This is a genomic window from Agrobacterium tumefaciens (genome assembly GCF_013318015.2).
In the GTDB taxonomy this organism is placed as follows: domain Bacteria; phylum Pseudomonadota; class Alphaproteobacteria; order Rhizobiales; family Rhizobiaceae; genus Agrobacterium; species Agrobacterium tumefaciens.
In genome coordinates, this window is sequence record NZ_CP115841.1 from 822,058 (window position 1) to 842,713 (window position 20,656).

Genomic DNA, 20,656 nt, shown 5'->3' on the forward strand with positions numbered 1-20,656 from the left:
TGCCGTTTTTTGTCGCAACGTCGCAGTTTGACGGGCAAATCTCGCTGCCCGTATTGCTCTTGTTCGGGCAGGGCGCTAAGACGCCATCGCATTACTGTTTCAGGAGCCTTCACCATGTCGAACACAGATGCTTTCTTCTCCCGTCCGCTTGCCGAAGTCGATCCGGATATTTTCGGCGCGATCGAGAAGGAACTGGGTCGCCAGCGCCACGAGATCGAACTGATCGCCTCGGAAAACATCGTTTCCCGCGCTGTGCTTGAAGCGCAGGGTTCGATCATGACCAACAAATATGCCGAAGGTTATCCGGGCAAGCGTTATTACGGCGGCTGCCAGTTCGTAGACATTGCTGAAGAGCTTGCCATCGAGCGCGCCAAGAAGCTGTTCGGCGTCAACTTCGCCAACGTCCAGCCAAATTCCGGTTCGCAGATGAACCAGGCCGTGTTCCTCGCGCTGCTCCAGCCGGGCGACACCTTCATGGGTCTCGACCTGAACTCCGGAGGCCATCTCACGCACGGTTCGCCGGTCAACATGTCCGGCAAGTGGTTCAACGTCGTGTCTTACGGCGTGCGCGAAGGCGACAACCTGCTCGACATGGACGAGGTGGAGCGCAAAGCCAAGGAAACCCGGCCGAAGCTTATCCTTGCTGGCGGCACCGCCTATTCCCGTATCTGGGACTGGAAGCGCTTCCGAGAGATCGCCGATGAAGTCGGCGCCTATCTGATGGTCGATATGGCCCACATCGCTGGTCTCGTTGCCGGTGGCCAGCATCCGTCGCCGTTCCCGCATTGCCACGTTGCCACCACGACGACGCACAAGTCGTTGCGCGGCCCGCGTGGCGGCATGATCCTCACCAATGACGAGGATCTGGCCAAGAAGTTCAACTCCGCCGTTTTCCCCGGCCTGCAGGGCGGTCCGCTGATGCACGTCATCGCCGCAAAGGCAGTTGCCTTCGGTGAAGCTTTGCAGCCGGAATTCAAGGATTACGCCGCACAGGTCGTCAAGAACGCCAAGGCGCTTGCCGAAACGCTGATCGAAGGTGGTCTTGATGTCGTCTCCGGCGGCACCGACAACCACCTGATGCTGGTTGACCTTCGCAAGAAGAACGCCACCGGCAAGCGTGCTGAAGCAGCTCTCGGTCGCGCCTACGTCACCTGCAACAAGAACGGCATTCCTTTCGATCCGGAAAAGCCCTTCGTCACCTCGGGTGTGCGTCTCGGCACGCCGGCTGGCACGACGCGCGGTTTCAAGGAAGCGGAATTCCGCGAAATCGGCAAGCTGATCGTCGAGGTTCTCGATGGTCTGAAGGTCGCCAATTCGGATGAGGGCAACGCTGCTGTTGAAGCTGCGGTGCGCGAAAAGGTCGTCGGCCTGACTGACCGTTTCCCGATGTATCCGTACATGTAAGGACGTAAAGAGATGCGCTGCCCATTTTGCGGTTCCGAAGACACACAGGTCAAGGACTCGCGTCCGGCGGAGGATAACACCTCCATCCGCCGGCGGCGCATCTGCCCCGATTGCGGCGGCCGCTTCACGACCTATGAGCGCGTGCAACTGCGCGAGCTGATGGTCATCAAGAAAAGCGGCCGCAAGCTGCCCTTCGACCGGGAAAAGCTGGTGCGATCCTTCGAGATCGCGCTACGCAAACGCCCGGTTGACCGGGACCGGATCGAGCGAGCCGTCTCGGGCATTGCTCGCCGTCTGGAAAGTTCCGGCGAGACGGAAATTCCCTCGGAAGAAATCGGCCTCCAGGTGCTTGAAGCGCTGAAGAGCCTCGATGACGTGGCCTTCGTACGCTACGCCTCGGTCTATCGCGATTTCAGTCATGCCGAGGATTTCGAGAACGTGATTGCCGAAATCAACGCCAAGATCGCCCGAGATACAGACGCCGGAGCATAGACGTGACGAGCCGCGCCGATGACGAAAAATTCATGGCCCGGGCAATCGAGGTTTCCCTGCGTCATCAGGGTCAAACCGAGACCAATCCCTCCGTCGGTTGCGTTCTCGTCAAGGACGGAAAAATCATCGCCGAAGCGGTGACCGCCATTGGCGGCCGCCCTCATGCCGAACGCCAGGCGCTGGAAATCGCCGGCGAAGCGGCGCGCGGCGCAACAGCCTATGTCACCCTCGAACCCTGCTCGCACTGGGGCAAGACGCCGCCCTGCGCCAATGCGCTGGTCGAATACGGCGTGGCCCGTGTCGTTGTAGCGGTTGACGACCCGGACGAGCGTGTTTCCGGTCGTGGTTACTCCATCCTGCGGGAGGCGGGCATTGTCGTGGAAACCGGCCTGCTGCGCGAACAAGGCAAGAGAGCGCTTGCAGGTTACCTCACACGCCAGGTGAAAAAACGCCCGCATGTGATTCTGAAGCTTGCGATTTCCGCTGATGGCATGATCGGCAGGAGAGGCGAGCGGCAGGTGGCGATCACCGGGCGCGAGGCTCGCCACGCCGTGCATGAACTCCGGGCGCATTGTGATTGCATCCTTGTGGGGATCGGGACTGCGATTGCGGATGATCCGGAACTGACGGTTCGCATTGACGGTATCGAGGATCGCTCGCCGGTGCGCATCGTGCTGGATCGGCATTTTGAATTGCCGCTGACGTCGAACCTGGTGAAGACGGCGCGCGAAGTACCGGTGATCGTTGCGGTCGCGGCGTTACCCCCCTCTGCCCTGCCGGACATCTCCCCCTCAAGGGGGGAGATCGGCAAGGGGCTGGCCGCTCGCTCAAATTTTGACTCCACCTCTCATTCGTTAACCTTCGATGTCGGGCAAGGCAGCGCCCCATCGATCTCCCCCCTTGAGGGGGAGATGCTCGGCAGGGCAGAGGGGGGTAGCCCCGACCACCGTCGCCAACAACTGATCGACGCAGGCGTCGAAATCCTTCAAGCACCAACCCTCGAGAACCTCCTTCACATTCTCGCTGAACGCGGTATGTCGGAACTTCTGGTCGAAGGCGGCGCTTTTGCCGCAAAATCGTTCCTTGAAGCCGATCTCGTGGACCGTATCATGCTGTTTGAAAGCCCGGTCGTGGTTGGTGAAGGCGGGATTGAAACGCCGCTCAGCCGTGCCGATATTCCGGGCGATTATGTTTTGGTCAGCGAAACCGCCTACGGGCCGGATCGCTGCTTCGATTATGAAAGGCCGCTTTGATGTTTACCGGAATTGTCACCGATGTTGGAACCGTGTCCGAGTTGGAAGCTCTGGCGGAAGGCATTCGTCTGCGGGTGGCGACCAATTACGATCCCAAGACCATCGATATGGGCGCATCGATCTCCCATGGCGGCGTCTGCCTGACGGTGACCAAACTGCCCGAAGACGGCAGCAACGAGCGCTGGTACGAGGTCGAGGCCTGGGAAGAGGCATTGCGCCTGACGACGATTGCGGGCTGGCAGAAGGGCACGCACGTCAATCTGGAGCGCGCGCTGAAGATTGGCGACGAGCTTGGCGGTCACATCGTTTCCGGCCATGTCGATGGCAAGGCGGAGATTCTGTCGGTCGAGCCGGAAGGTGAGGCGGTCCGTATCCGCCTGCGCGCGCCCGACCATCTGGCGAAATTCGTGGCGCCCAAGGGTTCCATTGCACTCGATGGCACTTCTCTGACCGTCAATGCGGTCGACGGAACGGATTTCGACGTGCTCCTGATCCGCCATACGCTCACAGTCACCACATGGGGTGAGCGCCAACCGGGTGATTTCGTCAATTTCGAAGTCGACACCATGGCGCGATATGCCGCAAGGCTTGCGGAGTTTCCCTCGGCGTAACACCTTTCGGCATCTATTGTGCTGAAATACACTCTCGGCCTTGAGCCGGTATCCGACTGGCCCAAATCCTTGGGCTGAAAAGACTCTTGCCGTCGCGCAGACGCGCGTTGACTGGATTACCTCTCAAGGCCAGAATGCCGGATAGACTTTACCGTCCTCCGCCATCGCGACAGATCAGTTGTTGTCCCGCACTCCGCTTTCGATTGACGCGCAAACACTATAAAGACGTCTTTAGGCCCAAACGGGGTAGGGGGATTACGACATGCCGTCTTTCGAACTGCTGACAGCCTTTTTCATCACCACCGCCCTGTTTGCCTATATTCCCGGCCCGGCCATGCTTTATGCGGCGGCGCAGACCATGGCGCGCGGCCGGTTTGCCGGGCTGATGGCGGTGCTTGGCATCCATGTCGGCTGCTATTTCCATATCGTCGCCTCTGCGGCGGGGCTTTCGGTGCTGTTCCAGGCGGTGCCGTGGCTTTATCTGGCCGTGAAGCTGTGTGGCGCGCTTTATCTCATCTGGCTCGGCTTCTCGATGCTGCGCAGCAAGCTTGAAGGTGAGACCGTCAATCTGACCATCGAACCGAAATCGGCAAGGCGCGCCTTCATCGACAGCATCATCGTCGACGTGCTCAATCCGAAGACGGCGCTGTTCTTTCTGGCGTTTCTGCCGCAATTCGTTGATCCGGCGGCGGCCTTTCCGATCTGGCTGCAATTGCTGATCCTCGGTATTGCCGTCAATTTCATTTTTTCCTCCGCCGATCTGGTTGGCGTGCTTCTGGCGGGCGCGATGGTCGGGCGGCTCAAGCGCTCCAGCAGGGTGCAGGTGCTTGCCCGTCGCACTGCGGGAACGGTGCTGATGGGGCTTGGCGTGCATCTGGCTTTCCAGAAAACCTGATTTTCGTAAGCCGCGCCGGATAAGGCGAAAACCTGCGCAATTGTCTTGCAAACGGGGCCTCTTGCGCGGGTGACACATGAAATTACTTGCCAAAAACGGCCAGCCGTGGTTTGACCGCCGCAAAAGCCGGTATGATCCGGCGCGAAACTTTTCAGGAAAATCCCATGTCCAAACCCCATCTTCTTATCGTGGAAGCACGCTTTTACGACGATATGGCAGACGCTCTTCTCGAAGGCGCGAAGTTCGCGCTGGATGAGGCTGGCGCAACCTATGACGTCATCACCGTTCCCGGCGCGCTCGAAATCCCCGCTGCCATTGCCATGGCGCTGGATGGCGGCGACAACGAAGGCACGGAATATGATGGTTTCGTAGCGCTCGGCATGGTCATTCGTGGCGAGACCTACCACTTCGACATCGTTTCCAACGAATCCTCCCGCGCCCTGATGGATCTCGCCGTCAGCGAATCTCTGGCCATCGGCAACGGCATCCTCACCGTCGAAAACGACGATCAGGCATGGGCGCGTGTTCGCCGTTCTGACAAGGACAAGGGCGGTTTTGCGGCCCGCGCGGCGCTGACGATGATCGAGCTCAAGAAAAAACTGGGTGGCTGAACGCATGTCGGATGTTGAAAATGGCGGCGAACCGCGCCAGCCTTCGGTAAAGCCCGCCAACCAGCGTGGCGCTGCGCGCCTCGCGGCCGTGCAGGCACTTTATCAGATGGATGTCGGCGGCACCGGCGTGATGGAAGTCGTGGCGGAATACGAGGCACATCGTCTCGGTCAGGAAGTCGATGGCGATACCTATCTGAAGGCCGATCCTTCCTGGTTCCGTTCCATCGTGTCCGGCGTCGTCCGCGATCAGACGAAGATCGACCCACTGGTGCGCTCCGCACTTCTGGAAGACTGGCCGCTGTCGCGTCTTGATGCCACCGTTCGCGCTATCTTGCGTGCCGGCGCTTTTGAGATTCTGGAGCGCAAGGACGTGCCGGTCGCCGTCATCGTTACGGAATATGTCGAAATCGCCCGTGCTTTCTTCGAGCACGACGAGCCGAAGCTGGTGAACGCGGTTCTGGACCGCATTGCCAAGCAGGTACGCGGCGAGGCAAAACGCTAAAATACGTTAGGTGAGGAAGATATGAGCGCCGTTTCCGTCCCCGGACTTGAAGTTCAACTGGACGAGGCGAAGCGCAACGTCTTCCTCCTGACCGCCGCACAGGCGATCATGGGCTCGGCAGCACCTATGAGCTTCTCGGTTGGCGCGCTTGCCGGTTACCAGTTGCTCGGGGCTAACAAGTCGCTGGCAACGGCGCCGCTTACCGGTTTCAACATCGGCGTGGCGCTGGGCGCCATCTGCGTTGCCGCAGCATCGCGTTTTCTCGGCCGCAAGGCGGGTTTCATGGTCGGCGCGCTGATGTGCTCCATCGGCGGCGGCATTGCTGCCGTGGCACTCTTCCGCTCCGACTTCTGGCTATTTGCGATCGGCCTGCTGCTGATCGGCATTTCCGGCGGCTTCACGCAGAAAATCCGCTTCGCTGCTGCCGACGCATCCCCCTCTTTCTACAAGCCGAAAGCCATTTCCTGGATATTGGCGGGTGGCATCGTCTCGGCGATCATCGGGCCGCAGCTTGCCATTTTCGGCAAGGATGTCTTCGCACCGGTCACCTTCGCCGGTGCTTTCATCGCGCTGGTGCCGCTCGGCATCATCGCGATTGCCATTCTGGCATTCCTGAAATTGCCGGACCCGAAGGCCGCCTCTATCCACGCGCAGGCGGCACGGCCTTTGTCGGAAATCGTACGCACGCACCGGTTTGTTACCGGCATGGTCTGCGGCATCGGTTCCTATGCGTTGATGACCTTCATGATGACCGGCGCGCCGCTCGCCATGGTGGTCGGCTGCGGGTTTCCCACCGAACTTGCGACGCTCGGCATCCAGTGGCACGTTCTCGCCATGTTCGGCCCAAGTTTCTTCACCGGTATGTTGATTGCGCGATTCGGCGCGGAAAAAATCGTTGCAGCCGGTCTCGTCGTGCTGATGGCCTGCGCCGTCGTCGCCCATATGGGCATCGAATTGTGGAACTTCTGGGCGGCGCTCATTCTCCTCGGTCTCGGCTGGAACTTCGGCTTCATCGGCGCTACCGCCATCATCACCTCCAGCTACCGCCCGCATGAGGCAGACAAGGTACAGGGCTTTCACGATATCGTGCTGTTCGGCACGGTAGCGCTGTCGTCCTTCTCTTCCGGCAAGGTGTTTACGGCCTGGGGCTGGTCGGTCATGAACCTCGTTATCTGGCCGGTTGCGGGGCTATGCCTCGTGCTGGTGGCGTCGCTGTTGCTGACCCCGCGCAGAAACGCCGCGTAAGATCGCCTTCGATCTCTACCCCTTTCATGTTTCAGGCAAATTTGTGGGCTTGACGCCACGCCTTTCGCCAACGCAATCTTGCCGCGCAGGTCATTTTTCCTTGGGAGGGGAAGAATGGCCACGACAGGACAGGCCGCGCATTTGATCGCTCCTGTCCTTGCACATGGTTCGCCACGCCGGGGAGGGAGTGAGACCCGGCCTTTTGGGAGGTAAGTGCGCATGACCGTAATACCCATAGTGATTTTATGTGGGGTCCTGTCCGTGGTTTACGCGGCATGGACGACCAGGAGCGTTCTCGCTGCCGATCAGGGCAACGAGCGTATGCGTGAAATAGCAGGTTTTATCCGTGAAGGTGCGCAGGCTTATCTCACCCGTCAATATCTCACCATCGCCATCGTCGGATTGATTGTCGCCGTTCTCGCCTGGTATCTGCTGTCGGCTCTCGCGGCCATCGGGTTTATCATCGGCGCCGTGCTTTCGGGTGCTGCCGGTTTCATCGGCATGCATGTCTCCGTCCGTGCCAATCTGCGCACCGCACAAGCCGCATCCCACAGCCTTGCCGCCGGTCTCGACATCGCGTTCAAATCAGGCGCCATCACGGGCATGCTGGTGGCTGGCCTCGCGCTGCTTGGCGTATCCATCTATTATTTCATCCTCACCTCGGTGCTCGGCCATGCGCCCGGATCGCGTGAGGTGATTGACGCGCTGGTGTCGCTCGGTTTCGGCGCTTCGCTTATCTCCATCTTCGCCCGTCTCGGCGGTGGCATCTTCACCAAGGGTGCAGATGTCGGCGGCGATCTCGTCGGCAAGGTCGAAGCAGGCATTCCCGAGGACGACCCCCGCAACCCGGCAACCATCGCCGACAATGTCGGCGACAACGTCGGCGATTGCGCCGGAATGGCGGCCGACCTTTTCGAGACCTATGCCGTCTCGGTGGTCGCAACCATGGTGCTTGCGGCGATCTTCTTTGCCGGAACGCCGATACTGGAAAGCGCGATGGTCTACCCGCTGGCCATTTGCGGCGCCTGCATCCTGACCTCGATTGCCGGCACCTTCTTCGTCAAGCTGGGCACCAACAACTCCATCATGGGCGCTCTCTATAAAGGGCTGATTGCCACCGGTGTCTTCTCGATTGCGGGGCTTGCCGTGGCAACTTACGCGACCGTGGGCTGGGGTACCATCGGCACGGTTGCCGGAATGGAGATTACCGGCACAAACCTCTTCCTGTGCGGGCTGGTCGGCCTTGTGGTAACAGCGCTGATCGTCGTCATCACCGAATATTATACCGGCACCAACAAACGCCCGGTCAATTCCATCGCGCAGGCTTCGGTCACGGGCCACGGCACCAACGTCATCCAGGGTCTTGCAGTCTCGCTGGAATCGACGGCGCTGCCGGCGCTTGTCATCGTTGGCGGCATCATCGGCACCTACCAGCTCGGTGGCCTGTTCGGCACGGGCATCGCGGTCACCGCCATGCTTGGTCTGGCGGGCATGATCGTGGCGCTCGACGCCTTCGGTCCGGTGACTGACAATGCCGGCGGCATTGCCGAAATGGCCGGTCTCGACCCGGATGTGCGTAAGGCGACCGACGCGCTGGATGCCGTCGGCAACACCACCAAGGCGGTGACCAAGGGTTACGCCATCGGCTCTGCCGGTCTCGGCGCGCTGGTGCTGTTTGCCGCCTATTCCAACGACCTGTCCTATTTCGCTGCCAATGGCGATACCTATCCTTACTTCAAGGATATCGGCGAAATATCCTTCAGCCTTGCCAATCCTTACGTCGTTGCCGGTCTGCTGTTCGGCGGCCTCATTCCGTATCTCTTTGGCGGTATCGCCATGACGGCGGTGGGCAAGGCGGCAAGCTCGATCGTCGAGGAAGTTCGCCGCCAGTTCCGCGAAAAGCCTGGCATCATGGCAGGAACGGAAAAACCGGACTACGGCAGGGCGGTCGATCTTTTGACCAAGGCGGCGATCAAGGAGATGATCATTCCGTCGCTGTTGCCGGTTCTGGCGCCGCTCGTCGTTTATTTCGGCGTGCTGCTTATCTCAGGTTCCAAGGCCTCTGCCTTTGCCGCACTCGGTGCATCGTTGCTTGGCGTCATCATCAACGGCCTGTTCGTGGCGATTTCCATGACCTCCGGTGGTGGTGCGTGGGATAACGCCAAGAAAAGCTTCGAGGATGGCTTCATCGACAAGGACGGCGTGCGCCACGTCAAGGGTTCGGACGCCCACAAGGCGTCGGTTACGGGCGATACGGTGGGCGATCCCTACAAGGATACCGCCGGTCCGGCGGTCAACCCGGCTATCAAGATCACCAATATCGTGGCGCTACTGCTATTGGCGGTTCTCGCCCACTAAGGAGTTGCAGCATCGACAAAGAAAAAGGCCCGGGGAGCGATCTCCGGGCCTTTGAATTTTCGTTCCGTCTTCCGATCAGGGGGTGTTGCCGCTCTGGCCAAGAATGCTCTTGGCGATGTTGGCGCCCGAGGTGCCGCCGGACAGCAGCTGCTGCAGGAAGGTGAGATCCTTGCCGCCTGTCGGGGTGGTACGCGAAATCGTGTCGAAGACCTTGCCGTCCTGCAGCGCGTAATTGGCCTTACGCTCGATTACGCCGTCCTTGTTGAAATAGATCGCGAGAATGTTCTGTTCGACCAACGTCGGCTTCATGAAAGCGGCGCGGCGCACACGCTTCTGCGAGATGTAATAGAAAACCTCGTTGCCGAACGTCGCCGTGGTGGAGGGCGTGCCCATGGTCAGCAGAACCTGCTCGCGGCTGGAACCTTCCGGGATCAGCTGAAGCGACTGCTCGTCCATGACGTAGCCGTTGTGGAACACATCGGTGGTGCTGGTGCAGGCGGAAAGCAGGGTGGACGCGACGACGATTGCGATGGCGGTCTTGCCCAGAATTTTACCGTGACTTGCGGATTTCTGCTTGCTCAACTGCTTTTCCCCGACTGCGATCATGAATGGCACCTTCCGGCATTGCGTGGTGCACAGTGTCTGTGCACATGATTGTGTCAATCCGGGGACGGAAAATCCCGATCACCCCCCAAATTCAACGCTTTCACGGCCTTTGGAAACTCTTCCGGTCTCTTAGACTGTTTCAGCCGAAAGACGAACGTGACCGCGACAGCATTGCAATTCGTGGATGCTTCGGTAAACCAGCTTTGGCGATCATGCAACAAGTGCGATAGGCGGGTGAGCGAATTCACCAGCCCCGTTCGGAAAAAAACGATGATATTCGGGCTGTTCAGACAGAAAAACAACAACCGCGCCATAGTAGACCGGCAATATGCGATCCTGACGGCTGCGGCCCGCACGCCCGCTTTTTATCTTGATCTCGGCGTTCCAGACACGGTGATGGGCCGCTTCGAGATGCTGTCGATCATCATGATTCTCTATTTCCGCCGCACCAAATCCTCCGGTGTGAGCGGGCAGGAAATCGCCCAGGAGATCGTCGACGCCTTTTTTCAGGATATCGACCATTCCATCCGTGAGCTCGGCATTGGCGACCAGGGCGTGCCGAAGCGCATGAAGAAATTTGCCGGTATGTTCTACGGGCGGCTCGAATCCTATGCGGCGGCGCTGGATGCATCCGACCCCGTTGCCCTTGCCGCAGCGCTCCGGCGCAATATATACCCCCAGACAGATGAGAAGGCACCGGAACTGGACGGGCTTGCGGGCTGGATGATGGAGGCGTCTTCCACCCTTTCCGCAGGCTCCGAAGAAACGATAGCAACCGGAAGCCTGAAGCTGCCTTTGCCTGGACTATGAGGTTTACGATGAACGCGCGACACGCCGCAAATGACGATCTGCCTTTTTCCTACCCCGTAAAGGTAGGCCATATTTCCGCCAATCCGGTGAGGATTGGTCTTGAAGCCAATGCCGAGGAACTGAAGGCGCTGGCGAAATTCTGGGATGTGGTTTCCGTCGAATATCTGAAGGCGGAACTGCAGGTTACCCGCTGGAAGAGGGATGGCGTGAAGATCAAGGGCGAGGTGCATGCGGCCGTGACCCAAGCCTGCGTCGTGACGCTGGAGCCGGTTTCCAGCAAGATCGACGAGAGCGTCGAACATATTTTCGTGCCGGAAGGATCGAAGCTGGCGCGGATGGTCACCAATGAGGAAGGGGAGATCGTACTCGACCCCAATGGCCCTGACATTCCCGACCAGTTCACCGGCGACAGCATTGATGTTGGCGCGACGGTTGCAGAATTCGCGGCCCTTGCGATCGATCCCTATCCGCGCAAATCGGATATCGAATTTACCGATACGACCGAAAATGAGCCTGAAGAAGAAAAGCGTCCGTCGCCTTTCGCCGTGTTGAAAGACTGGAAAAAAGACTGAATGCGCCGCCGTGCTGAAATAATTTTATTGTAACACAGGCCGGAACAGGTATTTTCGCGCAAAATCCGCTTGAGTGGCGGCAAAAAGGATAAGGGACGAGTGATCAGAATAGCGATTGACGTCATGGGTGGCGATTTCGGCCCTGATGTTGCCATACCCGGTGCCGCCAAGGCGCTTGAACGGCACAACGATGTGACTTTTCTGCTCTACGGGCAGAAAAGCAAGTGCGACCCCATTCTGGCACAATATCCCGCACTTCGGGAAAAATCGGTCTTTCACGATTGTGAAATCTCGGTCGCCATGGACGAAAAGCCAAGTCAGGCGCTTCGTCGTGGCCGCTATGTCTCCAGCATGTGGCGCGCCATCGAGGCCGTGAAGCTCGGTGAAGCGGACGTCGTCGTATCCGCCGGCAATACCGGCGCGCTGATGGCCATGGCCAAATTCTGTTTGCGCACCATGGCGCGGGTGGAACGCCCGGCCATCGCCGGCATATGGCCGACGCTGAAAGGCGAAAGCATCGTGCTCGATGTTGGTGCCACGATTGGCGCCGATTCCCAGCAATTGCTCGATTTTGCCCTGATGGGCGGCGCCATGGCGCGTGCGCTTTTCGATATCGACCGTCCGACCGTCGGTTTGCTGAATGTCGGCGTCGAGGAGGTGAAGGGTCAGGAAGAGGTCCGTGAAGCCGGACGGCTGATCCGCGAGGCCGATCTAGGCACCATCGATTACCGCGGTTTCGTCGAGGGTGACGACATTGGCAAGGGCACGGTGGATGTGGTGGTGACCGAAGGTTTCACCGGCAACATTGCGCTCAAAGCCGCCGAAGGCACGGCGCGCCAGATCACCACGCTTCTGCGTGAGGCGATCTCCCGCAGCTTCTTTGCCAAGATCGGTTATATTCTCGCGAAAAGCGCTTTCGATGTGCTGCGAGAAAAAATGGACCCGCGCAAGGTCAATGGCGGCGTGTTTCTCGGCCTGAACGGCATTGTCATCAAAAGCCATGGCGGCACGGACGCCATCGGTTTTGCCTCCGCGGTCGATGTCGGCTACGACATGGTCCATAACGGTCTTACGGCAAAAATTGAAAACGATCTGAAGATTTACCACGCAAGACGGCTTCCGCCCCCGGCGCCCGAAGCTCTCGTGGCTGACGAGGAATAAGGGAATGATCCGCTCTATCGTACGTGGTTTCGGGGCAGCGCTTCCGAAGCGTGTCATGACCAATAGTGAAATCGAAGGGGTCGTGGAGACTTCCGATGAATGGATCGTGCAGCGCACGGGCATTCGTCAGCGCTACATAGCGGGAGAAGGCGAGACCACCGCTTCGCTCGGCGAGGCTGCGGCGCGTGCGGCGCTCGACAATGCCGGCCTGACGCCCGATGATATCGACCTCATCATTCTGGCAACCTCGACACCGGACAATACATTTCCGGCAACGGCGGTAAACATCCAGAACCGTCTCGGCATGACCCACGGTTTCGCTTTCGACATGCAGGCCGTCTGCTCCGGCTTCGTCTATGCCGTGGCCACCGCCGATCTTTACATTCGCGGCGGCATGGCCAAGCGCGTGCTGGTGATCGGCGCCGAAACATTCTCGCGCATTCTCGACTGGAAGGACCGCACCACCTGCGTTCTGTTCGGTGATGGTGCAGGCGCACTCGTAATCGAGGCAGGGGAAGGCGAGGGTACTTCCAGCGATCGTGGCATCCTCACCTCGCAGCTGCGCTCCGACGGTTCGCACAAGGACAAGCTTTACGTCGATGGTGGACCTTCCACGACCGGCACGGTCGGCCATCTGCGTATGGAAGGCCGGGAAGTGTTCAAGCACGCTGTCGGCATGATCACCGACGTCATCGAACAGGCTTTCGAGGCGACAGGCACGACGGCTGATGATCTCGACTGGCTCGTTCCGCATCAGGCCAACAAGCGCATCATCGACGGATCGGCAAAAAAGCTCAATATCGATCCGGAAAAAGTCGTCATCACCGTCGATAAGCACGGCAATACGTCGGCCGCATCCATTCCGCTGGCGCTTGCCGTTGCGGCCAGTGACGGACGCATCAAGAAGGGCGATCTGGTCATGCTGGAAGCCATGGGCGGCGGTTTCACTTGGGGCGCAGTGCTGCTGCGCTGGTAACGGCAAATTTTAGCGTTTACCGGGGCGCTGGCACAAAATCGGTTGTGATTTTTGCGGCAGTACCCCGTTCAAACGCGCTGAAGCGACCCCCGCGTGCGGCAAAACCGCGTCAGTCGCTCTAAGCCATTGCACTGATTGCCGAAAGCCTCAAATGAATCTGGAACAATCCCTTGACCGGTCGCCACAAGGGAAATAATCTCGGCGGCTCCTAGAGAAAAATTCAGACACGGTTTGTGGGGAAAAATGGCCGGGAAGACAGTGACACGCGCAGATCTTGCAGAATCTGTGTTTCGTAAAGTCGGGCTGTCCCGCACCGAATCCGCCGAACTGGTCGAAACGATCATCGACGAGATTTGTAATGCGATCACGCGTGGCGAGGTCGTCAAGCTCTCGTCCTTCGCGACATTTCAGATCAGGGAAAAGAACGAGCGTATCGGCCGCAACCCGAAAACGGGTGAGGAAGTTCCGATTTCGCCACGCCGCGTCATGACCTTCAAGGCGTCAAACGTGCTGAAACAGCGAATCCTGAAGGCGCATACGGCTCGCAAGACCAAGCAAAAGGGTCAGAAAGCCGGGGCGTAAGCCGGCTGTAACACGGTTTTTTTGCCGCATGGCAAGCCTTTATCCCCATTCTTCTTGTGAACATGCTTGAATTTCGACGTGCAAGCCGTTGAAATCTGGTCGACTCACATCATAATCAATTTTAGATAAATGGTATCTTGCCGCCACGGGCATCGGTGCGAGGATCGGGTTCGATTTTTCGCAAGACATGATGCACGGTATCGGCTGGTGAAAAGCGTTCTTGTTCAGTGTCCGGCTGGGTGCATGGCGCTCAAGGTCCGGATGGGAGTGGAAGTTTGGACAAAAGCCCCGACGCGTTTCGGACGATCAGTGAAGTGGCGGATGAGCTGAACCTGCCGCAGCACGTGCTGCGTTTCTGGGAAACGCGCTTTCCGCAGATCAAGCCGATGAAACGGGGCGGGGGCCGCCGTTATTACCGGCCTGATGATATCGATCTCCTCAAGGGCATTCGTCATCTTCTTTATGACCACGGCTACACCATCAAAGGTGTGCAGAAACTTCTGAAAACCAACGGAAACCGTTTCGTGGCGGCAATCGCGTCGGGCGATCTTGCTACCATGGAAGCCATCATGGCAGCGAGCGGCGAAAAGGAAGTTGCCGAACCGCGCGTGCTGGATCCGGACGGAGACGAGGTCGTCGGCCGCCCGAAAGCCAAGCCGAGCGGCCGATTTTTCGGCTTCGGTGGCGGTAACAGCGATACCGAGATATCAGTCGGCAAATCTGGCATCGGCAAGGATGACCAAGCGCTGTTGCAGGAGGCGCTGTTCGATCTTCTCGAATGCAAGCGGCTGCTTGATCAGGTTCGCTGATCGTTTATCCACAACTCTGTTCGAGCATTTTCAGGAAAAGCGATGGCGCTCTGGAATGCCAACCTTTCAGAAACTCTCTTGACCGATAATGCGGCTCCGTAAAAAGGAGTCTGATCGTGAGCAATCGAAAACCGACAACGCGACGCCGTACGGCGAAGAAATCGGCCGGCGGCAGCGTTTGGCCCTGGGTGCTGATGCTGGGCGTCGTGGCCGGCGGCATTCAGGCTTACGAACATCGCGACAGTCTTATGCCGCAGCGGCATGTCGCGAAGGCAACATCCACCACGACAAATTCCCCCAAGATCGCCGTAGCCGCCAAACGCGAGACGGCCGCACCGGAGAAGGTGGCGGCCATCCGCCCCGCATCGCCGGTTTCACCGATCAATGGTCCGGTGCCGCCACGCTCGATTGCCATGCCGCCTGCGGCACAGCAGAGCCAGGTTGCCGCTATCCTGCCGGAAACACGCCCTTCGGTCGAAAAAGTCTCGCTGGGAGAAAAAAGCGGCGCCTTTGCCTTTTGTGGTCGCTCAGGTCTCACCAATTGCGTGGCCGATGGCAATACCTTCTGGATGAAGGGCGTGAAAATGCAGCTCGCCGGCATCGAGGTCCCGCAGATCGACCGGGCGCGATGCATGGAAGAGCGTCAGCGCGGTTTCATTGCCAAGGTGCGGTTGCGGGATATGTTGAATGCTGGCGCATTCGATGTGGCGTCGTCGGCAACAGCCGGCGGGCAAGCCATGGAACGCAAACGGATTTCACGTTCGGGCGTATCCTTTGCCGATCAACTCGTGCGGGAAGGCCTGGCTCATCCGGTCTCGGCAAAAAATCAGTCCTGGTGTGGCTAAGGCCCGGTTGACCGAAACGGTGCGGCCTGTGTAGATGTGGCGCTGTCGGTGCTTGGGGTCAGGGTCTCGTTCGATCCTGCGCCTGAGGAATGACAAGGCAATTTTGTAGCGCCGGGGCCTGTTGGCACGCGGTGCGACAATGCGGACGTGGCGAAATCGGTAGACGCAGCAGACTTAAAATCTGCCGACCATTGGTCTTGCGGGTTCAAGTCCCGCCGTCCGCACCATTCGCAGACTAAAAAGCCCGCATTTGCGGGCTTTTTGCTTATTTTTGGGGCTTCCTGTACACAATCCATACACGAATGGCGATGGTTAGTTAGGGCGCGCTAGGGCTAACGCTCAGCATTCGTCCGGCGAAAACCATAAAAATTCCCGCGCCCGTCTGGCACCAATACACCACCTTCATGTTCCGGAAGCCGCCTATGGGGAGGCCGACGGTGCGAAAAGCCAGCAGGTGCATAGGCGCGCTGTAGAATATTGAGGGTATACAGCCGTCTCTCTGTATACACAGCTGAGTTGAAATTAGAACAGTACCCGCTAAACTTGCGACTCAGTTGAGGGTTCGGCGCAGCAACACTAAGCAATAACGCTTATACGGGGGACAAATGGCAGATTTTCCTTACACAAAAGTGACCGGAAAAATTCCTGGGATACTTTCGAAAATTAGGTCCACGGGCATACCACCAAAAGGTAATGGAGTGTGGCTGAAGACCATTGGTTATACATCAAGTAACGATGCTTCGTTGGTAGGCGTTCTCAAATTCGTGGGCTTCACTGATAGTCAATCGGTTCCACAACCTCTTTGGAAAGAGTATCGTGGTGGTAATTACAAAGCCGTTTTGGGAGATGCGATCAGGAAGAGCTATGCTGAACTCTATGCTGTTTATCCCGATGCACACGCGCGTTCGAACGTTGACCTTGGCCACGTATTTTCAACTAGTTCGTCGGCGGGCCAGCAGGTAATCCAGAAAACAGTAAACACCTTCAAAGCGCTGGTTGCTGAAGCCGAATTTGACAATTTACAGAACGGTGCCGATACGAACCTGCACGCTGGTCCGCTTCATGCTCCACCGGCCGATCATGCGCCCACATCGCCGTCGCGCCCGACCTTAAATGGCGGACCGGCGCTTCACATAGATATACAAATCCACATTTCTGCGGAGTCAACTCCCCAACAAATCGACAAGATTTTCGAGAGCATGTCGAAACATCTGTATGGCAGGAAAGACGAATAATTATGTCGATTGATAACCTAGTCGCGACAGCTAAAGCGATTAGCGCTGATCTTGCTAGCCAGTTGTCACCTCCAGAAGAAGGCTTCCTTTCGAAGACGCAGCCAGTTGTGTTCTTGTCATTGGTGCGTGGAACTCGCCAGTACATCGAGAACATTGCTAACCAAGCCAATGGTGCATACGAGAATGGCTGGTACGACGCCTCGGCAGTGATGCTGAGGCGGCTTGTGGAGACCCTGATCATTGAGGCGTTCGAGCATCACCAAATTGACAGCAAAATCAAAAACTCAGAGGGAGACTTCTTTTTCCTACGGGATTTGGTGACGAAGACTCTGGCCGAGACGAAATGGAATCTCAGCCGCAACGCCAAGCAAGCGCTTCCCAAGTTGAAAGACCTTGGAGACAAATCTGCGCATAGCAGGCGATATATCGCACAGCGAAGAGATATTGAGCCTCTGCTTCCCGAAATTCGTACGGTAGTTCAGGAGCTTGTCTTCCTTTCGGGGTTAAAGAAATAAGGGTTACCCGTGGTTTTATGCCCCGGTGCCGCCGTGGCGCGGTATGTAAAATCTTGCCCGGAAACCGGGGTAGGCGGGCCGCCTACGCGCTTGGCGGCGGGGCTGGGGGTAACACTGCGGCCAACGGTTGGGGCGTGCTGGCGGCCCGCATATGCAGCTCATGGTAGAGTTTGCTGCGCTGCGGCGGCTTGCGGTCACTAGTGCCGTCACCCTCTTCGTCGTGCACCCGCAGTTCCAGCAGCTTGATATCCGTTCGGCTGTTGGCCAGTTCGTTGTAACGCTTGGCTAGGATGTTGAAGGCGGCCACGGCCTTAACGCGGTTGATGTTGCTGAGCGCTTTTCCCATGGCGTGCGCGAAAGGGCGCTGGGCGCTCTTTCCGCCTTGCAGTAGATAATCCTGCGCTTGGTCAAGGAACTGCTTGGCAGTTGCGGCGCGCACGCCAATGGGGAGTCTTTGCCCTTGAGTCAATGTACGGTCTCCTTATGGTGCATGAAAAGAACGAAGCGGTAGAAGTTTGCCGCCACGCTTTTGTTAGCGGGAAAGTCGATGGCCTTGCCCCAAAGCAGGGTTATGTCCTCGATAGCTTGGCGGAATTCAGCGTCACACGCGGCAATAGCAAATATGCTGTCCACCTCATCAGGCCGCAGCCCAACGTCAAGTATTTTAAATGGGCTGTTCAAGTCCGCACACCGTTGGCTTGAGCTAAATAAAGCAACGCTTTGCGCGCCAAGACGGCGCGGCCAAGGTTAAGCTTCGTTGCCAACTCCTCGACTGCTTTGTCTTCGTCCGAGCTAAGCCTGACCATGATGTTGATCTTGCGTGTCAATTGCTGATGCTCCTTTACAGTTACTAACTTTAAGTAACTGTGAAACGCGCATTATACAACTATTATTACATAGTTCAAATAAAGTTCTACTTTGGAGAGTGCGCCGGAGCGTGTATAAGGGTTGCCGTGGTGCGGCATATTTTCCACACACGGGTTGGCCTGTGCTGCTGGGGATGCTGACAATGGCTTGACAGCGCGCACACCACATTAGCAGCGGTGCCGGGTTCTTCGCCCTAGTTCCATGGGACTTTCCTACCGGCACCGCTGCGTTACCGCCCTTGGCCGGATGTACGTCAGGGCGATGCAAAAGGGGGCTTTCGCCCCCTTTTTATTCTTCGTTCAAAAAGCCCCTCGCCTTAACGACGCAAGCCGTCCTTCTACGGTGGCCTGCGGCAGCTTGGTCTGCAATACAAGGCTAGCCACGTCCGTGGGATGGCCCAGCTCTTGCAGGCCAACGAAGTGCGCGTAAACGAGGCGATCGGCTCGGCTAAAGCGGTTCATTGGCTTCTCCAAAACTTCCCAATTGCAATTTCCGTATTAACGAGGTTCTTTTGAGACAGCCCGTTTAGTGTGGCGCTGGTAACGGTCTGACTGTACCCGGTGGCAAGGTGCGTGTTTCACTAATCTCGGGACAGCGCTTCCGGTAATTCGCGGACAGCGATTTCAGTAAATACGGGACAGCGATTCCGCTAATTCCGAGACAGTCTCGGATGCAGATTTAGGTCGATTTTCGCAAGCGCCGTTCTGGCAGATTGCCTCCTCATCATCGGTTGAGAGGGGCCATGCCAAGACGGAAGCAAGCGAGACGAACGACAGTGAAAGACATTCGATCGATACTGCGGCTGACGCATGAACAGGGCCTTTCGGTTCGCGCCGTTTCGGAACGCCTGAAGATCAGCAAAACCTCTGTGGCGACGTATCTGCTGCGAGCGAAGGAGACCGGCCTTTCGGTCTGGCCGTTACCTGCGGGTCTCGATGACGATGCCGCGCTGGAGCGACATCTCTTCCGGCGGGTTGGTCGACCGCCACAAGACCTGGTCGAGCCGGATTGGCGGTCCGTTTCTGCCGAGCTGAAGCGCAAGGGTGTGACGCTGACGCTGCTGTGGCAGGAATACAGGGCGAGCCATCCCGACGGCTACGGCTACACATGGTTCTGCGACCGTTTTGCCGCCTTCGAACGCCGCGCTCACGCAACCTTCCGCAACCGCCATGAGGCGGGCGCGGTGATGCAGACGGATTACGCCGGCCACACCATCCCCATCACCGACCCTTCGACCGGCGTCATCCACTCTGCGCAAATCTTCGTGGCGATGCTTCCCGCCTCGTCACTGACATTCGCTTATGCCAGCTTCAGCCAGAAACTGCCGGACTGGATCGAGGGTCAGGAACGCGCACTGAGCTTCTTCGGCGGCGTCCCGAAGGCGATCGTGTGCGACAATCTGAAGGCAGGCGTTGCCAAGGCTCTGTGGTTCGAGCCCACGCTCAACGCCACCTTCGCTGCCATGGCCGAACATTATGATACGACCATCCTGCCGACCAGAAGCCGCAAGCCGCGTGACAAAGCCAAGGTCGAAGGCGCCGTGCTGATCGTCGAGCGTTGGATACTGGCTCGCCTCAGAAACCGGCGCTTCTTCAGCGTGTCTGATCTAAACGCCGCGATCTCGGTTCTGCTTGACGACTTGAACAACCGCCCGATGCGCCATATCGGCAAGTCGCGCCGAGATCTGTTCGAGGAGGTGGAGAGAAAGGCGCTTGCGCCGCTGCCAGCGACGCCATTCGACTATGCGGAATGGAAATCGGCAAAGGTCCATCCCGATTACCACGTCGAAGTCGACAAGACATTCTACTCTGTGCCGCATCGCTTGATCGGCCGACAAGTTGATGTGCGTCTTACCCATCGGGTGGTCGAGATATTCCTCGATCACAAGCGGATTGCCAGCCATATCAGGCGTTCTCAGCGATCCGGGCATGTCACAATCAACGAGCACATGCCCAAATCCCACCAGCGTTATGCCAACACGACGCCGGCATCACTTTTGAACCAAGCCGCAAGGATCGGGGTGAACACTGCCATTCTGGTCGAGCGGGTGATGCGCGATCGTCCTCATCCCGAACAGGGATATCGCTCGGCTTTCGGCATTCTGTCCCTTGCCCGCCGTTATGAGACGGATCGCCTGGAAGCGGCTTGTGAGCGGGCGCTGGTCATAAACTCCATCACCTATTCCTCTGTCGCCGCCATTCTCAAATCCGGTCTCGATCGGACCAAACCCCAGATCGATTCGGCAAAACCCACCCCGCCGCACACCAACATCCGCGGTGGCTCCTATTACCAGTGAAGGAAAAGGAA

At 58.2% G+C, this 20,656-nt stretch carries 23 protein-coding genes and 1 tRNA gene; 20 read left to right on the forward strand and 4 right to left on the reverse strand.

The genetic code is table 11. The annotated features are described in order from the left end of the window. The first annotated feature begins 114 nt into the window (after positions 1 to 114). The 9 genes from glyA (at position 115) to G6L97_RS04140 (ending at position 9,371) form a co-directional block, all read left to right on the forward strand. Entirely contained in the window at positions 115 to 1,404 is a 1,290-nt protein-coding gene (gene glyA, locus G6L97_RS04100) for a serine hydroxymethyltransferase (RefSeq protein ID WP_003512506.1), read from the forward strand. A 12-nt stretch (positions 1,405 to 1,416) separates the two neighbouring features. Then, complete coding sequence (nrdR, locus tag G6L97_RS04105) at positions 1,417 to 1,896, forward strand: transcriptional regulator NrdR (protein WP_003512508.1); 480 nt, start codon at positions 1,417 to 1,419, stop codon at positions 1,894 to 1,896. A 2-nt stretch (positions 1,897 to 1,898) separates the two neighbouring features. Then, a complete protein-coding gene (gene ribD, locus G6L97_RS04110; protein ID WP_111783158.1) occupies positions 1,899 to 3,149 on the forward strand; it encodes a bifunctional diaminohydroxyphosphoribosylaminopyrimidine deaminase/5-amino-6-(5-phosphoribosylamino)uracil reductase RibD in 1,251 nt (416 codons plus the stop codon). Further along, entirely contained in the window at positions 3,149 to 3,760 is a 612-nt protein-coding gene (locus G6L97_RS04115; RefSeq protein ID WP_003512512.1) for a riboflavin synthase, read from the forward strand. Before ribD ends, G6L97_RS04115 begins: the two co-directional genes overlap by 1 nt. A gap of 262 nt (positions 3,761 to 4,022) precedes the next feature. Further along, positions 4,023 to 4,655, forward strand: a complete 633-nt coding sequence (locus tag G6L97_RS04120; protein ID WP_003512513.1) for a LysE family translocator — start codon at positions 4,023 to 4,025, stop codon at positions 4,653 to 4,655. A gap of 164 nt (positions 4,656 to 4,819) precedes the next feature. Continuing rightward, a complete protein-coding gene (gene ribH, locus G6L97_RS04125) occupies positions 4,820 to 5,266 on the forward strand; it encodes a 6,7-dimethyl-8-ribityllumazine synthase (protein WP_025593086.1) in 447 nt (148 codons plus the stop codon). A gap of 4 nt (positions 5,267 to 5,270) precedes the next feature. Beyond that, entirely contained in the window at positions 5,271 to 5,768 is a 498-nt protein-coding gene (nusB, locus tag G6L97_RS04130; protein ID WP_013635887.1) for a transcription antitermination factor NusB, read from the forward strand. A gap of 21 nt (positions 5,769 to 5,789) precedes the next feature. Beyond that, positions 5,790 to 7,013 carry an MFS transporter gene (locus tag G6L97_RS04135; RefSeq protein WP_111783157.1) on the forward strand — a complete coding sequence of 408 codons (1,224 nt, stop codon included), beginning with the start codon at positions 5,790 to 5,792 and terminating at the stop codon, positions 7,011 to 7,013. A 219-nt stretch (positions 7,014 to 7,232) separates the two neighbouring features. Beyond that, positions 7,233 to 9,371, forward strand: coding sequence for a sodium-translocating pyrophosphatase (locus G6L97_RS04140; RefSeq protein ID WP_035251686.1), 2,139 nt, complete (start codon positions 7,233 to 7,235; stop codon positions 9,369 to 9,371). 75 nt (positions 9,372 to 9,446) lie between these two features. Here the strand turns inward: G6L97_RS04140 and G6L97_RS04145 are convergent, their stop codons facing one another. Continuing rightward, the gene (locus tag G6L97_RS04145) at positions 9,447 to 9,977 is read right to left on the reverse strand and encodes an outer membrane protein assembly factor BamE (RefSeq protein WP_065661135.1); all 531 of its coding nucleotides are present in this window, start codon (positions 9,975 to 9,977) and stop codon (positions 9,447 to 9,449) included. Positions 9,978 to 10,247: 270 nt separating this feature from the next. Here G6L97_RS04145 and G6L97_RS04150 point away from each other — a divergent pair, with 270 nt between their 5' ends. The 10 genes from G6L97_RS04150 to G6L97_RS04195 all read left to right on the forward strand — a co-directional run bounded on the left by G6L97_RS04150 (position 10,248) and on the right by G6L97_RS04195 (position 17,482). Continuing rightward, positions 10,248 to 10,787 carry a ubiquinol-cytochrome C chaperone family protein gene (locus tag G6L97_RS04150; protein WP_080798824.1) on the forward strand — a complete coding sequence of 180 codons (540 nt, stop codon included), beginning with the start codon at positions 10,248 to 10,250 and terminating at the stop codon, positions 10,785 to 10,787. An 8-nt stretch (positions 10,788 to 10,795) separates the two neighbouring features. Continuing rightward, entirely contained in the window at positions 10,796 to 11,359 is a 564-nt protein-coding gene (locus G6L97_RS04155) for a YceD family protein (protein WP_025593091.1), read from the forward strand. 99 nt (positions 11,360 to 11,458) lie between these two features. Beyond that, positions 11,459 to 12,520: a phosphate acyltransferase PlsX gene (plsX, locus tag G6L97_RS04160; protein WP_003512528.1), complete on the forward strand. Its 1,062-nt coding sequence runs from the start codon at positions 11,459 to 11,461 to the stop codon at positions 12,518 to 12,520. A gap of 4 nt (positions 12,521 to 12,524) precedes the next feature. Continuing rightward, a complete protein-coding gene (locus G6L97_RS04165; protein WP_003512529.1) occupies positions 12,525 to 13,496 on the forward strand; it encodes a beta-ketoacyl-ACP synthase III in 972 nt (323 codons plus the stop codon). A gap of 243 nt (positions 13,497 to 13,739) precedes the next feature. Next, complete coding sequence (locus tag G6L97_RS04170) at positions 13,740 to 14,078, forward strand: integration host factor subunit alpha (RefSeq protein ID WP_003512530.1); 339 nt, start codon at positions 13,740 to 13,742, stop codon at positions 14,076 to 14,078. Positions 14,079 to 14,353: 275 nt separating this feature from the next. Beyond that, the gene (locus tag G6L97_RS04175; RefSeq protein WP_003512531.1) at positions 14,354 to 14,887 is read left to right on the forward strand and encodes a MerR family transcriptional regulator; all 534 of its coding nucleotides are present in this window, start codon (positions 14,354 to 14,356) and stop codon (positions 14,885 to 14,887) included. A gap of 116 nt (positions 14,888 to 15,003) precedes the next feature. After that, a complete protein-coding gene (locus tag G6L97_RS04180) occupies positions 15,004 to 15,732 on the forward strand; it encodes a hypothetical protein (protein WP_013635890.1) in 729 nt (242 codons plus the stop codon). A gap of 141 nt (positions 15,733 to 15,873) precedes the next feature. Beyond that, positions 15,874 to 15,959: transfer RNA gene (locus G6L97_RS04185), tRNA-Leu, on the forward strand. A gap of 378 nt (positions 15,960 to 16,337) precedes the next feature. Then, the gene (locus G6L97_RS04190; RefSeq protein ID WP_149909786.1) at positions 16,338 to 16,967 is read left to right on the forward strand and encodes a DUF5343 domain-containing protein; all 630 of its coding nucleotides are present in this window, start codon (positions 16,338 to 16,340) and stop codon (positions 16,965 to 16,967) included. Positions 16,968 to 16,969: 2 nt separating this feature from the next. After that, a complete protein-coding gene (locus tag G6L97_RS04195; RefSeq protein WP_210247560.1) occupies positions 16,970 to 17,482 on the forward strand; it encodes a hypothetical protein in 513 nt (170 codons plus the stop codon). Positions 17,483 to 17,564: 82 nt separating this feature from the next. Here the strand turns inward: G6L97_RS04195 and G6L97_RS04200 are convergent, their stop codons facing one another. From G6L97_RS04200 to G6L97_RS04210, 3 genes are read right to left on the reverse strand one after another with little or no spacing between them, the layout of a single operon-like run. Beyond that, complete coding sequence (locus G6L97_RS04200) at positions 17,565 to 17,951, reverse strand: hypothetical protein (RefSeq protein ID WP_174002734.1); 387 nt, start codon at positions 17,949 to 17,951, stop codon at positions 17,565 to 17,567. Further along, the gene (locus G6L97_RS04205) at positions 17,948 to 18,163 is read right to left on the reverse strand and encodes a hypothetical protein (protein ID WP_149909788.1); all 216 of its coding nucleotides are present in this window, start codon (positions 18,161 to 18,163) and stop codon (positions 17,948 to 17,950) included. The genes G6L97_RS04200 and G6L97_RS04205 overlap by 4 nt, the downstream gene beginning before the upstream one ends. After that, positions 18,160 to 18,309, reverse strand: a complete 150-nt coding sequence (locus G6L97_RS04210; RefSeq protein ID WP_174002736.1) for a ribbon-helix-helix protein, CopG family — start codon at positions 18,307 to 18,309, stop codon at positions 18,160 to 18,162. Before G6L97_RS04210 ends, G6L97_RS04205 begins: the two co-directional genes overlap by 4 nt. A gap of 782 nt (positions 18,310 to 19,091) precedes the next feature. Between G6L97_RS04210 and istA the strand changes: the two genes are divergently transcribed. After that, positions 19,092 to 20,645 (forward strand): IS21 family transposase, encoded by a 1,554-nt coding sequence (gene istA / locus G6L97_RS04215; protein WP_174004805.1) that lies wholly within the window; start codon positions 19,092 to 19,094, stop codon positions 20,643 to 20,645. The last annotated feature ends 11 nt before the right edge of the window (positions 20,646 to 20,656 follow it).

Excerpts from the sequence above, each read along its gene's own strand:
- glyA (WP_003512506.1), top strand. The coding sequence starts at position 115 with ATGTCGAACACAGATGCTTTCTTCTCCCGTCCGCTTGCCGAAGTCGAT.
- nrdR (WP_003512508.1), top strand. The coding sequence starts at position 1,417 with ATGCGCTGCCCATTTTGCGGTTCCGAAGACACACAGGTCAAGGACTCG.
- G6L97_RS04115 (WP_003512512.1), top strand. The coding sequence starts at position 3,149 with ATGTTTACCGGAATTGTCACCGATGTTGGAACCGTGTCCGAGTTGGAA.
- G6L97_RS04120 (WP_003512513.1), top strand. The coding sequence starts at position 4,023 with ATGCCGTCTTTCGAACTGCTGACAGCCTTTTTCATCACCACCGCCCTG.
- ribH (WP_025593086.1), top strand. The coding sequence starts at position 4,820 with ATGTCCAAACCCCATCTTCTTATCGTGGAAGCACGCTTTTACGACGAT.
- nusB (WP_013635887.1), top strand. The coding sequence starts at position 5,271 with ATGTCGGATGTTGAAAATGGCGGCGAACCGCGCCAGCCTTCGGTAAAG.
- G6L97_RS04135 (WP_111783157.1), top strand. The coding sequence starts at position 5,790 with ATGAGCGCCGTTTCCGTCCCCGGACTTGAAGTTCAACTGGACGAGGCG.
- G6L97_RS04140 (WP_035251686.1), top strand. The coding sequence starts at position 7,233 with ATGACCGTAATACCCATAGTGATTTTATGTGGGGTCCTGTCCGTGGTT.
- G6L97_RS04145 (WP_065661135.1), bottom strand. The coding sequence starts at position 9,977 with ATGATCGCAGTCGGGGAAAAGCAGTTGAGCAAGCAGAAATCCGCAAGT.
- G6L97_RS04150 (WP_080798824.1), top strand. The coding sequence starts at position 10,248 with ATGATATTCGGGCTGTTCAGACAGAAAAACAACAACCGCGCCATAGTA.
- G6L97_RS04155 (WP_025593091.1), top strand. The coding sequence starts at position 10,796 with ATGAACGCGCGACACGCCGCAAATGACGATCTGCCTTTTTCCTACCCC.
- G6L97_RS04165 (WP_003512529.1), top strand. The coding sequence starts at position 12,525 with ATGATCCGCTCTATCGTACGTGGTTTCGGGGCAGCGCTTCCGAAGCGT.
- G6L97_RS04170 (WP_003512530.1), top strand. The coding sequence starts at position 13,740 with ATGGCCGGGAAGACAGTGACACGCGCAGATCTTGCAGAATCTGTGTTT.
- G6L97_RS04190 (WP_149909786.1), top strand. The coding sequence starts at position 16,338 with ATGGCAGATTTTCCTTACACAAAAGTGACCGGAAAAATTCCTGGGATA.
- G6L97_RS04195 (WP_210247560.1), top strand. The coding sequence starts at position 16,970 with ATGTCGATTGATAACCTAGTCGCGACAGCTAAAGCGATTAGCGCTGAT.
- istA (WP_174004805.1), top strand. The coding sequence starts at position 19,092 with ATGCCAAGACGGAAGCAAGCGAGACGAACGACAGTGAAAGACATTCGA.